Here is a 14,310-nt window from a genome sequence, read left to right as displayed (position 1 = left end):
GCCGTATTTTCGCGACAAATTTTATCATTAAGCCCCGGTCATATGTAAATTACCCTTATATCCTTGACGTTCACATGAATCAGACAGTAACATCGCCAAGACTGAATAATATATATTGATAATTGACTACTATGGCAAAACTGAAAACCATCGCCCTGACGCTGTCCGGTTTATCCGCCGTTTCCGGCGCGGCCGCCGCACAAAACGCCACTCCCAACCAAACAGGTATGGCAATGATGCGGCTCAATTCTGCCCTTCTCGACCAAGCCAAAGCCAAGACTTTCGGTTCCGGCAGCCTGTGGGCTTCATTGAAAAAAGACTTCCGCATGAGCGAAGTTAATTCCGAGCTGGTCCGCCGCCACGAAAGCAAATTCGCCGCAAACGGTGCCTATTTCGACCGCACCATCACGCGCAGTAAACCTTATATGTACCATATTGCAACCGAAGTTAAAAAACGCAATATGCCCGCCGAAATCGCGCTCCTCCCCTTCATTGAAAGCGCATTCGTCACCAAAGCCAAATCCCACGTCGGCGCATCCGGCCTGTGGCAATTCATGCCGGCAACCGGCCGTCATTTCGGCTTGGAAAAAACACCTTTGTATGACGGCCGCCACGACGTATATGCCGCGACCGACGCCGCGCTGAACTACCTGCAATATCTGCACGGGCTGTTTAACGACTGGTCTTTGGCTTTGGCTGCATACAACTGGGGCGAAGGCAATGTAGGCCGCGCCGTCAACCGTGCCCGCGCACAAGGCCTGGAACCCACTTACGAAAACCTGCGCATGCCGAACGAGACACGCAACTACGTTCCAAAATTGCTGGCTGTCCGCAATATCGTCGCCAGCCCCCAGACTTTCGGCATGAATATCAGCGAAATCACCAATCAACCTTATTTCCAAACAGTCAGTATTGACAAACCCATCGACAACAGCACCATCGCCCGTCTCGCCAATATCAGCGAGAGCGAGCTGCTGACATTGAACCCTGCTTTCAACGCACCTGTCTTCATCCCGAAAAACAACCGCAAATTATTGCTGCCCGTTTCCGCCGTATCCGCATTCGAAAAAAATTACCGCAATGCGAATCCTGAAACCCTGCTCTCTTTCAATGCTTATACCTCGGCCCGCAATACCAATCTGAACACGATTGCGACAGAAACCGGGATGAGCGTTGCCGAAATCAAACGACTGAACGGCTTAAACAGCAATTCGCTGTCTGAAGGACGTACCATTTTGGTTGCACAAACCGATACTGCTACCAAACAGGATATGATTAATTTCATCGATACTGACAATACTCCGGATACCTACCGTTCGAATATGCCGACAATGGCTCCGATTCAAACGGCAGAACTCAAAACCGATACAGTCAAAAAAGTCGTCGCCCCTGCCAATACGGTTGCACAAGAACCTGCTCCAACAACCTTTGATTTTGTTGCCAATACCAAAGCTGCAACTGCCCCTATCGCCGCCGATGCCGTTACAACCGCCCAACCCCGTGTAGAACGCGTTCAAACCGTACAATCCACGGAAGCCAAACCTGCTACGGACACAACTGTCATTGCGGCGGCCGAGCCTGCACAACCTGCCTTAACCTTAACAGAACCGCAGGTTGTGGCATCCGCAAAATCAGCTACCCCTTCCACTCCCTCTGCAGTCGAAGAACCTGACCAACTGATGGCATTGCTTTCCAATGTTGATTCGAGTCTGCAAAAAACAGAAGAGCATCAAACCACTGTTGCTCAAGATATCACACTTCATCAAGAGGTTGACGCAACCAAAGCGCGCAGCGAACGTATTGCCGAAAATATTGCCAAGCATCAAAGCCGTACTGAAGCGCGACTGGCAAGGGCAAATAATCAATCATCTGCCCAGCCGACAACTATGGCAGGTATGCACCGCGTAGCTGATGGGGATACCCTGTTCAATATTTCCAAACGCTACAATTTAAGCGTTGCCGATTTGATTGTGACCAACAACATCAAAGGCAGCAATATCCGAAAAGGTCAGCTGTTACGCGTTAGCGCGGATCCGGTCAAAACCCGTAAAAATAACATTCAAAATGTTTCTTATACAGTCCGCAGAGGCGATACGCTCAATACGATTGCCGATCGCTTTAACATAGATGTCAACGATATCCGCCGTTGGAATAAAAATACCCGAACCGTTACCCCGGGTCAGCGTTTGAAATTGATGGGCAGCTAACCGCGTAATCAAACAGCAGGTCGTCTGAAGTTTTCAGACGACCTTTTTGTATAGTAAATTATAATAGAAAATAATTAATCATCGTCATTCTGCGCAAGCAGGAATCCCGACCTCAGATTGTCAGTCATACTTTAGAATTGCCGTAAGCTCAAACTCTTAGATACCTGCCTGCTAGCCCAATCCATCCATATTGTATCCATGCCAAAATATAAAACGTCGTCTGAAACCCGATTGCCGGTTTTCAGACGACGTTTTGATGCCGTTTATTTCAAACAGACTTACTGCTGCGCGGCTGGTTGGCTAACGGTTTCGCGTTTCAAACCGCCGCCGAGTGCTTTATAGAGGTCGGCGAGGTTTTCGAGGCGGGTAAGCTGGTTAGCAAGCAACGCGGTTTCTGCACCATAGCTGCTGCGTTCTGCGTCAAGCAGGTCGAGGGCGTTGGATACGCCGTGTTTGTAGCGCAGATTGATAAGGCGCAGGGAGTCGTTGTAAGCACGGCTTTGTTTGTTTAGCGCGACGTAGCTCTTGTCGAGTTGCTCGCGTGCGACCAAGGCGTTGGATACGTCTTGGAAGGCGGCTTGGACGGCGGCTTCGTAAGCAACGATTTGCGCCTCTTTACGCAGCTTGGCTACGTCGAGATTCGCTTTGTTGGTACCCCAGTTGAAAATCGGCAGGGTAATGGAAGGTGCGAACGACCAGATGCCCGTACCGCTTTTGAAGAGGCCGCTCAACTCGCTGGACGCGGTACCGACCGAACCGGTCAGGCTGATGGTGGGGAAGAAGGCGGCACGCGCTGCGCCGATGTTGGCATTGGCTTGTTTGAGCGAGTGTTCGGCGGCGCGGATGTCGGGACGGTTCAGCAGGACTTCGGAACTCAAGCCGGCAGGCAGACGGGTGATTTTGAACTGTTTGCTCAAAGGCAGCGCGGCAGGCAGATCTTCCGGCAGGGGTTGGTTAATCAGGGTCGCCAAGGCATTGCGGGCTTGTTCGCGGTTTTTGACGGCGTTCGCGTAATCGGCTTTGGCGGATTCAATCAGGGCTTCCTGTTGGCGCAAATCGACAGCGGAAATCACGCCTGCTTTGTGGCGCATTTGGGAAAGTTTGTAAGTGGTTTCGCGGGTTTTAAGCACGCGCTGCGCCAATGCCATCGATTCTTGGGCGTACAGTTCGTTGAAATGGGCTTTGGCAACGGCGGCAATCAGGGCAAGGTGGGCGGCATCACGGTTCGCGGCTACGCTGAAATAACCTTGCAATGCGGCTTGGCTGTTGCTGCGGACGCGTCCGAAAAGGTCCAGCTCGTAGGCTGCTGCGCCCAAACCGACGGTGTATTCGCTGCGGGTAACGCCGCCGCTCAAACTGCCTACCCGAGTTCCGGTACCGCTGGCGTTGATACTCGGCAGCAGGTCGTTGCGGGCAATCATGTATTGTTTGCGGTAGATTTCGGCGTTCAATGCGGCGGTGCGCAAGTCGGTATTGCGTTCCAACGCGATGTCGATAAGGCGGTGCAGGCGCGGGTCGGCAAAGAAGTCCTGCCAGCCCAAGTCGGCGGCGCGGATACCGTCGTCGAAGGTGTCGTATTTGAAGGTTTCGGCAACTTCAACCTGCGGTTGTTCGTATTTCGGGATCATGGTACAGGCGGACAGCGCGACGGCTGCGGCGACGGTACTCAATACCGTTTTGAATGTCTTTTTGTTCATAAGGATTCCTGGAGGTCGTCTGAAATCCGTGTTTCAGGTTTTCAGACGACCTTTTTGCTTAGTGCTTGTTGTCCGTATTTTGATCTTCGAGGGAAATCATGCCTGCTTCAGCAGCGTGTTTCACGGCCATTTCATGTTCGTGCGCGCTTTCCTTAAAGAATTTGCGCACGATGACATAAAAGAGCGGCACAAGGAACACGGACAAAATCGTACCGATCAACATACCCCAGAACACAGTCGTACCGATGGCACGCTGGCTGGCTGAGCTGGCACCGCTGGCAATATACAGCGGAACCACGCCCAAAATGAAGGCAAACGAAGTCATAATAATCGGACGGAAACGCAGGCGTGCGGCTTCCAGCGCGGCTTCCAGTGCGCTCTTGCCTTGCGCTTGCAGGTCTTTGGCAAACTCGATAATCAAAATCGCGTTTTTCGCACTCAAGCCCATTACGGTTACAAAGCCGACTTGGAAGTAAATATCATTGGTAAACGAGGGGATACTGCCCAACAGAGCTTCAAACGTATTACGCCCGGTAACACCCAATGCCGCGCCAATCAAACCCAACGGAATCACGAGGATAACTGCCAGCGGGATAGACCAGCTTTCATAAAGCGCGGCAAGCACCAAGAATACAGAAGCAATCGCCAAGCCGTACAAAATCAAGGTTTGCGAACTGCCTTTGGCTTCTTCGCGCGACTGACCGCCCCATTCTAGGCTGTAACCGCCGCCCATTTCGTCAACCATTTGCTGTACCGCAGCCATTGCTTGGCCGGATGAAACACCGGTAGCCGGAGAGCCGGAAAGTTCCATAGAGGGATAGCCGTTGAAGCGGACGCTTTGTTCCGTACCTGTCTGCCAGGAAACAGTAGCAATGGTAGAAAGCGGGACAGCGACACCGGAACTGTTGGGCACAGTCAAATTCAGGATGTCGGACGGCTGCATACGAGCAGAAGCATCAGCCTGAACCATCACGCGTTGCAGACGACCCTGGTTCGGGAAGTCGTTGACATAAGACGAACCCAAAGAGGAAGCCAGGGTCGTTCGGATGTCTGAGAACGAAATGCCCTGTGCGGCAGCAGCGGCGCGGTCGATGTCGATTTTCAATTGCGGCGCATCTTCCAGACCACTGGCACGGACGGTGCTCGGGTCAAACAGGCCGCTTTCGCGCATTTTGCCGATCAATTCGTTGCGCTTCGCCAGCAATGCGGCATGACCGGTATTGTTGCGGTCTTGCAGGTTGATGGTCAGACCCGAGCCGTTACCCAATTCCATAATTGGAGGAGGCGTAATAGCGATACCGAAACCGTCTTTAAGCGTACCCATCATCATACCAGTCAGCTTGTTTGAAATAGACGTTGCATCGCTGCCTGGAGTTTTACGCTCATTCCAGTCTTTAAGTATGGCAAAACCCATAGCCATATTTTGACCGCTGCCCGAAAAGCTGAAACCGGAAACAGTAATGATATTTTCAATTTCAGGAATGCTTTTCGCCAACTGGGTAACTTGCGCCAATGTCGCATCGGTACGCTCTTTGGTCGCACCCGCGGGCAGTTGCACGCTGACCATGACGAAGCCTTGATCTTCGGTCGGCAAGAAAGAAGTCGGCAAGCGCATAAACAGGAATACGCCGACAGCCGCCAAACCGATGTAAACAACCATCATGCGCAAAGTCTTACGCAACACTTTGGCAACCCAGCCTTCATAACCGTGTGTCCAGCTATCAAATTTTTTATTGAACCAGCCGAAGAAACCTTTTTTCTCTTCGTGATGCCCCTTCTGAATCGGCTTGAGCATGGTGGCGCACAATGCCGGCGTCAGCGTCAGTGCAAGGAATGCGGAGAATGCAATCGATGCCGCCATGGTTAAAGCGAACTGTTTATAAATATTACCGGTTGCACCGCTGAACATTGCCAAAGGCACAAATACGGAAATCAGGACGGCGGTAATACCGACCACCGCGCCGGAAATCTGACCCATCGCTTTTTTAGTCGCGGCTTTAGGCGGCAAACCTTCCGTCGCCATAATACGCTCGACGTTTTCAACGACCACAATCGCATCGTCGACCACGATACCGATGACCAATACCATCGCAAACATGGTCAATACGTTAATCGACATGCCCATATAAGAGATGAAGGCAAAACCGCCCAACAGCGAAATCGGCACGACAATAGTCGGAATCAGCGTATAGCGGATGTTTTGCAGGAATAGGAACATCACCAAAAATACCAATACAATGGCTTCCAAAAGCGTATGGATCACTTTCTCAATCGAAATATCGACGAATTTGGAAGTATCGTAAGGCGTTTTCCAGCTCATGCCCTGCGGGAAGTATTTTTGCAGGGTCGCCATTTTTTCCTTCACTGCGGTGGCGGTTGCCAAAGCGTTACCACTGTTGGACAACATCACCGCCATACCGGTGGTGTTCACACCGTTCAGGCGGGCGGAAGAAGAATAGTCTTCCATACCCAAGCTGACTTTCGCCACATCTTTCAGATAGACATTCGAGCCGTCGGTATTGGATACCAAAATGATGTTGCCGAACTCTTCAGCCGTACTCAATTGACCTTGCGCCGTAACGGTCGCCGAAATGGTCTGTCCCGGCGCAGCAGGCAGAGAACCGATAGAACCTGCTGAAATTTGGATGTTTTGTGTTGCAAGCGCGTTGGTTACCGCAGAAAACGACAGGTTGTAGTTTTGCAGTTTTTTCGGATCAATCCAAATGCGCATGGCGCGTTGCGCACCAAACAACCGTACCGAACCTACACCGTCGATACGCTGCAACTCGGGAACGATATTGCGCTGTGCGTAGTCGTTCATTTCCTCAGTGGACTGCACGTCTGACGAAAGCATTACAATCATCAGGAAGTTGGAACGCGCTTTCGATACGGTAACACCATATTGCTGCACGGTAGCAGGCAGATTACTCAATACTTCGGAGAGTTTGTTCTGTACCTCTACCTGCGCCAAATCTTCGTCGGTTTCAGGCGTAAACGTCAAACTTACGCTGCCACTGCCGCTGGAGTCGGCGGAAGTGCTCATGTAGTCCAAACCTTCCACACCGTTCATATTGCGTTCGATAACGGCAAGCACGCTGTCTTCCATTACTTGTGCAGAAGCGCCCGGATAAGTAGCGCGCAAAGTAATGGTTGGCGCGGCAACGGACGGATACTGGGAAACCGGCAAACTCCTAATGCCGATAACACCCAATGCGATAATAAAAATCGCAATGACCCATGCAAAGATGGGGCGGTCGATAAAAAACTTAGCCATTGATGCATTCCTTATTTAGCTGCGGATGCCGGTTTGGCTTCAGAGGTCGTCTGAACGTCTTTTTTCGCTTCGGAAGCAGCTTTGGGTACGGCTCCGGCAGCAGATGCGGCAGCCTTTTCGGGAGGTGTCCATTCTTTAGGCGTAACCTTTTTCCCGCCACTCATGGATGCAATGGCGATGCCGTCAACAATGACTTTGTCGCCGTCTTTCAGACCTGCAGTGATCACCCAGTTGGTTCCCTGCTGCTGGGCAACTGTTACCTCGCGCGGCTCCATTTCACCTTTGGCATTCACAATCATCACGGTATCTTTCGTACCGCGCGTTACTGCCTGCTGCGGTACGACAAAAGCGTTGTCGGCAGCCACTTGTTCCATCAGGACGCGCACATAAAGACCTGACATCAAAATGTTTTTGTCGTTCGGCACTGACGCGCGCAGCGTGATTTGTCCGGTTGTTTCGTTAACAGACGGATCGGAGAACAGCAAACGGCCTTTATGCGGATAAACTTCGCCGTTGTCGAACTTGATACCCACTTCAATCGCGCCGTCCACGCCCGACAATTTGCCCTCGGCAACCTGTTGGCGCAGCTTCATCACTTCGGTCGCGGATTGAGTAATGTTCACATACATAGGATTGGTTTGGCGGATGGTCGCCAGTACGGTTGTATCGCCCGCGTTCAGCAGCGTACCTTCGGATACTTTGGACTGACCGATGAAACCTGAAATCGGCGCGGTAATGCGCGCCCTGTTCAGATTGATACCGGCAGATTTAATCGCCGCCTGAGCCGCTTTGACGCTTGCTTCGGCAGAACGTTTCGCCGTTACCGCCGCATCGTAATCCTGTTTACTGATAGCATCGGCGGCAACCAGTGGTTTGTAACGCGCCAAGTCGGCATTGGCTTTGGCAAGGGTTGCCTGCGCGCTTGCCAACTGGGCGCGCGAGCTTTCCAGATTTGCTTCATAGGTGGAACTATCGATTTGGTAAAGCGGCTGTCCGGCGCGGACATAGCTGCCCTCTTGAAACAGGCGTTTTTGGATGATACCGCCCACTTGGGCGCGGACTTCCGCGGTGCGCAGCGACTCCAGACGGCCCGGCAGCTCGGTCGTCAGCGCGACGGTTTCAGGATGGACGGTAACGACACCGACCACAGGGGGCGGAGCTTCTTTTTGCGCAGCTGCCTGCTGCCCTTTTCCATCTTTTGCACCTTGCGTCGCATCGGAGCCTTTGTTACACGCTGAAAGAGCCAACGCAGTAGCGGCGGCGATTGCCGCCATGCGCATCACCTTAGAAGCATAAGAAGCCATTACTTTTCCTATCTGTATAATTGTTATGAGGTTTTACCCTATACTTTGTCATCAGAGCCGATTTTTGGTTCCGAAACAACAATAACCTGCCTCAATATCCGGAGCAGGTCGTCTGAAAATTTATTTTATACTTGAGAGCCAATCTCAATTACGAGTGCCATTATACATACATGCTTGCATGGATACAAAGTATTTTTTATAATTCCCAATATTCCACCCAATTGAAATAGGTATCATGCGGGAAACCAAAACCGAAGCCCTTAAAACCAAAGAACATCTCATGCTCGCCGCGCTGGAAACCTTCTACCAAAAAGGCATCGTGCGCACTTCGCTCAACGAAATCGCCCAGGCCGCCGGCGTGACGCGTGGCGCGTTGTACTGGCATTTCAAAAACAAAGAAGACTTGTTCGACGCCCTCTTCCAGCGCATTTGCGACGACATCGAAAACTGTATGCATCAGGACGCGGCCGATAGCGATGAACAAGAGTGGTCGCTTTTCCGCCGTACCTTGATGCACTTTTTCACGCGCCTGCAAACCAACGACATCCACTATAAATTCCACAGTATCCTGTTTTTAAAATGCGAACACACCGAGCAGAACGCTGCCGTCATCGACATTGCGGATAAACATCAATCGATTTGGCGCGAGAAAATTACCGAAGTCCTGACCAAATCCATTGCCCAACATGCCTTATCCGAAGATTTGGATACCGACATGGCGGTCATCTTCATCAAATCGATGCTGGACGGTCTGATTTGGCGTTGGCTCTCGTCCGACAAAAGTTTCGACCTTGCCCAAACCGCACCGCGTATGATTGACATCCTCTTGGACAATCTGAAAAACCACCCGCAACTGCGTAAACAAAAATAACGGACCATACACAAAAGGTCGTCTGAAATCTTTTTCAGACGACCTTTCGGGTTTTATGGAGAACCGGCTTTATTTTGCGCCGAAATTGGGTTGCAGCAGGGCGCAGGGTTGGCGTTCCCTGCGGCTGCGGCGACTGCGTCCGGCGATGGTGCCGCAGGCTACGCCGGGATCGGTTTTGTCGGCTTTTTGGGATTTGTCGCCGCGCTCGTTACGTTCATTGCGTTCGCTGCGGTTGTTCCGTTCGGAACGGTTTCTGTCGCTGCCACGGCTGCGGGTTGGGGCGGCTTGGGTGTCTGCGGCGGTATCGCTGTCGGCGTCACTTCCCCACCAGTTCGGTTCGAAGCCTTCGATGCGTTCGACTGCCAAGTCGTTGCCGGTCAGCTCCTTGATGGCTTCAAACATTTTCTGTTCGGTTTTGTCCATCAGGGAAATGGCGACACCGTCCGCGCCCGCCCTGCCGGTGCGCCCGATGCGGTGGACGTAGTCTTCGGGCTGGGTCGGCAGTTCGTAGTTGATGACGAAGGGCAGCTCGGCGATATCCAGACCGCGTGCGGCGACGTCGGTGGCGACGAGGACGCGCAGGCTGCCTTCTTTGAAGGCGTTGAGGGTTTCGAGGCGGCTTTGCTGGGATTTGTCGCCGTGGATGGATTGGGCGGCAAGGTTGCGGCGTACGAGGTCGCGGGTGACTTGGTCGACGCTTTGTTTGGTTTTGCAGAATACGATGACTTGGTTCATCTGCAAATCGACAATCAGCCGCTCTAAGAGGTTGCGTTTTTTGAGCGCGTCAACGGCGATGATGTGCTGCTCGACATTGGCGCTGGTGGTGTTTTGCGCGGCGACTTCGACGATTTCGGGCGCGTTCATGAAGTCTTTGGCGAGCTTGCGGATGGGCGGGGCAAAGGTTGCGGAAAAGAGCAGGGTTTGGCGTGGTTTGGGCAGCATCTGCATGATTTTGCGGATGTCGTCGATGAAACCCATATCCAGCATACGGTCGGCTTCGTCGAGGACGACGATTTCGACTTTGTTTAGGTTGATATTTTTCTGTTTGACGTGGTCAAGCAGCCTGCCGACGGTGGCGACGACGATTTCGCAGCCGGCGCGCAGGTCGGCGGTTTGTTTGTCCATGTTGACGCCGCCGAAGAGGACGGTATGCCGCAGCGGCAGGTTTTTGATGTAGCCCTGCACGTTTTGATCGATTTGGTCGGCAAGTTCGCGCGTCGGGGTCAATACGAGCATACGCACGGGGTGCATCGCAGGCGAGGTGCTGGAAGTGGCGTAGCGTTTGAGGCGTTCCAGGCTGGGCAGCATAAAGGCGGCGGTTTTGCCTGTGCCGGTTTGGGCGGCGGCGAGCAAGTCGTGGCCGGCGAGTGCTTTGGGGATGGCGGCGGCTTGGATGGGCGTCGGGTTTTCGTAACCTTGTTCGGTCAGCGCGGAAACGATTTCGCTGCCAAGCCCGAGTGAGGCGAATGGATTCATGGCGGTATCTTTCTGTCCGGACGGGATGCGGAATGCCGCATGGGGTCGTCTGAAACGGGAGGATGTTTTGATTGTGTGTTTGATAGGATGCCGCCGGCAAAGTATGCGGCCGGTTTACGGCAAACCGCAGAAGTGGGGATATGGTCTCTGCGGTATGGAAAGGTAAGCGCGATTATGCCATAAAACCCTTGCGCCGCCCAACGGCAGGCGGTCGGGGCGTTGGGATTGGGCGGTGTTGCCGGAGTGGAAAGGGGATTTTTTACATTGCCATGCCGACGGCGTTTATGTCCCTTAAATTTTTGAAACCGCTTATCATTTCCTGACGGCATTTACTGTCATAGTTCAAACTTATCGAAACCTTTCATATGTAAATGAAACTAAATCGTACTAATGGGACTCTGTTTTGAGACAGACGCAAATTTGCGCTGTAAACCATCAATCACAATAGGAATATACGACATGAAAACTTTATTGATCGCCGTTGCCGCTGCAAGCCTGATGCTGGGTGCCTGCTCTAGCAGCAAAACTACTGAAGAAGCTAAAACTCCTAGCGTAAGCGTTGAAGAGGCAATCGCTCAATGTCAACAAGCTTCCGGTGCAAACCAAGACCGCGCCGTGTTCGATGCATGTATGAAAGACAAAGGCTACCAACGCAGCGCCGCTGAAGGCGCAGCCGCAGCCGCTGCTTCTGCACCTGCCGCACAATAAGCACAGCTAGGAATTATTGATGTATCACCCGATCTGTTCGGGGTCATACATCAACAATTTCTCGCCATGCTTGTTCCGCCTAATTCCATTCACTCCCGGAAGGTAGGGCGGGCGCAAACGGAAAGGTCGTCTGAAAACTGTTTTCAGACGACCTTTCCGTTTGTTTTATCCGGCGGATTCGGTTATTACAAGGCGTGGTCGAAATACAGCGGCACGCCCGATGCTTCGCTCATGCGCAGCAGGTAGTCCATAACCTTCTGCGGCCACTCGACACCGCGCACGACGGTCAGGTTGCGCAATATCGGGAACACCAATATGTCTTCCATGCCGATTTCGCCGTTCAAACCTGCGCCGTTTTCGGTCATCAGCGTTTCCAGTTCCGCCAAATCTTCGTTCAGCCGTTGCACATACTGACCGGTTTTCTCCAAATTGGCGGCGAAGCTGCCGATGCTTTTCTCTTTTTTGTCCGTGAAATATTTCACCGCTTCCGGCGTTTCAAATTCGGGCAGTCCGAGTTTGATCACGCGCGGCTGGACGAGTTTCAGGTTGTATTCGCCCACTTTGTCCAACCATGCCTGGATTTCGGGGCGGGTTTCATCTTTCAGACGACCCTCGCGGTCAAGATAGCGGACAACGTCCAAACTCTCGCCCATAAACGAACCGTCTTCTTTTTGCAGGATGGGCACTTGTTTCGCGCCGATCATGCCGATGGGCGTCGCCTCGTCGTCGTTTGCCAGCACGACGTCTTCAACGTCCGCGCCAAACAGTCCCGCCGCTATCCGCGCCCGCACGCAAAACGGGCAATGGTCATAGTAATACAGTTTCATTAAAAATCCTCCGAAAATGGGTTTGATTGGGCAAAGGCCGTCTGAATGCCTCACGCAAAAGGATTATCCTGCCAAATATCTTTGGAAGCCATATCTGATAACGTGTTTATACGGCCGGGATATATGCAGTATTTTCTCCGGGCAGTATAACCGATGTTGAAATTTCCGTCGGATACACGACATCAGCGGCTGTCTCTGCTGAAATTTCACCTGCCAACTCATTGTAAATTCCTTTGTCGTTTTGGAAATCAATATCGGCAACCTTGCGCCTTTCCCCGTTTTCCAAAACCACTTCTGATTCAAATAATATTTTATTATCGGTTTCATCTTTCAGATTGATTTCTGCAAAATCCAAAGAGATCGACTGGATATTCCAGTCGGACAATAGAGAAAGCTCTCCTTCCTCCGTTTTCCCGTTACTGTTTTCGTCATGCCAGATTCTTAGCTCGCCCCACAATTCATCATATTGATTAATGATATTATTATTGTCGCTGTCCAAATCTTTCAAAGCTTCTACGCCGTTTTCTGCGCGCTTGCCGTCAGACATAACTGTTGCCTCACCAAACATCTCCGTTCCGTCGTTTACCATGCCGTCTCCATTTTTATCCCAAACCAAAAAACTGCTGCCTTTTTTGAGCCAAGCCGTCTGTTCGGCCATCCCGTCGCCATCCATATCAAAACTCACTCCATCCTCTACCGAAGTCGTGAGCAACTCTTCTCCATACAGCTCGATAGCAAGAGGAGTATGGTAATTTTTGGCAATTTGGTCAAAATTCTGCTGAAGATTATCCACTCCGCCCTGCAAATCAAGTGAAATATTGGCTTTGTTCAGTAAATCCTGCAAAGCTTTCAAAGCTTCGTTTTCATTATGAATTTCTTTGCCTTTTCCTGATGCCTGTTCGGATTTTTGCTGTTCGACCAAAGCAGCCAAGCGGTTCACTGCATTGGAATGAAGCCTGCTGGCTGAAGTAATCAGTGCCGCATACGCACTTTTTGAGTAATTTACTAAATTATCGTTGAAGCTGACACTCTTGCCCGCGCTGCCGATACCGAATTCAATCGCCCCCTGCTTTCCGCCTGAAGAATAATATAACGCTGTTCTTGCAGCCGTCGTTACCGTACCGTCTGCCAAACGGCTGTTGGCAGGTACAAATACCACCATCAGCGTAGGATTTCCACGCGCCATCATCGGCATCAGACTAAGCGGCATATTCGGATCGGTTTTCTGAAAGCGAACCCGCTCGTCACCTACGCCAAACAGTCTGCTGGGATGGTCAGGCGCTGCTTCATCCATTCCTGATTGCAGGATTTTTTGCTTTTCGGCCGGAGTTTTACCGTTTAGCAGGTTTGGATTGATTTTCTTAAGGAATATTGATTTCGCCAATGTCCAATAAGTATCGCCGGGCTGGCCGCTGGGGTTTTGGGTTTTCATTTTATGGGCAAAATAATCAACAGCCTGTTGTTGATTCATCGCCTTGATTGCTGCCGTATCCGATCCGTATTTGGTTTCTTTGGGATTATTCCGCAGATCAAACTGAAAACGGTTGTATTCGGCTTTTCCTTCCTCATAAACAAATCTTCGTGCATATTCATTCGCTGTTGTATTACGATTTCCATCAATATCAAGATCAAGCTTGGACATTGTTTTTGAAAGCCCATGCCCTATTTCATGCGCCCAATCAGAAGCAGTCAGATATCTTTTGTCTGCCGTACCGAATACAATGCTTCTATTTTCTTTGTTATTAACTAGTTCACTTTTAAAAAATATACCGGAATATTCGGGATCCGCTCGAACGCTCCCTAATCCCCACTGACTAATAAAATTACGAGTTTGTCCCATTAAAATCGGATCCCGAATAATCTGATTTACCTCTGAAACAGGCATCCCTAATTTTAAAAAATGCTGCCGGATTTGTGCTGTTGTAGCCATACCATATACCTTTAAA

The 14,310-nt window shown here is 51.3% G+C and carries 9 protein-coding genes; 3 read left to right on the top strand and 6 right to left on the bottom strand.

Annotated elements, in window-relative coordinates:
• The first annotated feature begins 131 nt into the window (after window positions 1-131).
• Entirely contained in the window at window positions 132-2,207 is a 2,076-nt protein-coding gene (locus MON37_RS02180) for a LysM peptidoglycan-binding domain-containing protein (RefSeq protein WP_039406422.1), read from the top strand.
• A gap of 278 nt (window positions 2,208-2,485) precedes the next feature.
• Here MON37_RS02180 and MON37_RS02175 read toward each other — a convergent pair whose 3' ends face one another.
• The 3 genes from MON37_RS02175 to MON37_RS02165 are packed head-to-tail and all read right to left on the bottom strand — an operon-like array spanning window position 2,486 to window position 8,482.
• Window positions 2,486-3,904, bottom strand: a complete 1,419-nt coding sequence (locus tag MON37_RS02175) for an efflux transporter outer membrane subunit (RefSeq protein WP_039406420.1) — start codon at window positions 3,902-3,904, stop codon at window positions 2,486-2,488.
• 58 nt (window positions 3,905-3,962) lie between these two features.
• Window positions 3,963-7,178: an efflux RND transporter permease subunit gene (locus MON37_RS02170; RefSeq protein WP_039406417.1), complete on the bottom strand. Its 3,216-nt coding sequence runs from the start codon at window positions 7,176-7,178 to the stop codon at window positions 3,963-3,965.
• Between the two features lie 11 nt (window positions 7,179-7,189).
• Window positions 7,190-8,482: an efflux RND transporter periplasmic adaptor subunit gene (locus MON37_RS02165; protein WP_039406414.1), complete on the bottom strand. Its 1,293-nt coding sequence runs from the start codon at window positions 8,480-8,482 to the stop codon at window positions 7,190-7,192.
• 235 nt (window positions 8,483-8,717) lie between these two features.
• On the opposite strand from MON37_RS02165, the gene mtrR reads away from it, so the two are divergent.
• Complete coding sequence (gene mtrR, locus MON37_RS02160; RefSeq protein WP_039406411.1) at window positions 8,718-9,353, top strand: multidrug efflux system transcriptional repressor MtrR; 636 nt, start codon at window positions 8,718-8,720, stop codon at window positions 9,351-9,353.
• Window positions 9,354-9,422: 69 nt separating this feature from the next.
• Here mtrR and MON37_RS02155 read toward each other — a convergent pair whose 3' ends face one another.
• Window positions 9,423-10,829 carry a DEAD/DEAH box helicase gene (locus tag MON37_RS02155; RefSeq protein WP_039406408.1) on the bottom strand — a complete coding sequence of 469 codons (1,407 nt, stop codon included), beginning with the start codon at window positions 10,827-10,829 and terminating at the stop codon, window positions 9,423-9,425.
• A gap of 459 nt (window positions 10,830-11,288) precedes the next feature.
• On the opposite strand from MON37_RS02155, the gene MON37_RS02150 reads away from it, so the two are divergent.
• Window positions 11,289-11,537: a hypothetical protein gene (locus MON37_RS02150; protein ID WP_003757173.1), complete on the top strand. Its 249-nt coding sequence runs from the start codon at window positions 11,289-11,291 to the stop codon at window positions 11,535-11,537.
• A 185-nt stretch (window positions 11,538-11,722) separates the two neighbouring features.
• On the opposite strand, the gene MON37_RS02145 is transcribed toward MON37_RS02150, so the two are convergent.
• Window positions 11,723-12,364: a GrxB family glutaredoxin gene (locus tag MON37_RS02145; protein ID WP_039406405.1), complete on the bottom strand. Its 642-nt coding sequence runs from the start codon at window positions 12,362-12,364 to the stop codon at window positions 11,723-11,725.
• 106 nt (window positions 12,365-12,470) lie between these two features.
• The gene (locus MON37_RS02140) at window positions 12,471-14,294 is read right to left on the bottom strand and encodes a hypothetical protein (RefSeq protein WP_242883749.1); all 1,824 of its coding nucleotides are present in this window, start codon (window positions 14,292-14,294) and stop codon (window positions 12,471-12,473) included.
• Window positions 14,295-14,310 lie beyond the last annotated feature (16 nt).

The sequence above is a fragment of the Morococcus cerebrosus genome (assembly GCF_022749515.1).
In the GTDB taxonomy this organism is placed as follows: domain Bacteria; phylum Pseudomonadota; class Gammaproteobacteria; order Burkholderiales; family Neisseriaceae; genus Neisseria; species Neisseria cerebrosa.
The sequence above is the reverse complement of the archived record's forward strand: the minus strand, read 5'-3'. Positions and strand labels throughout refer to the sequence as shown.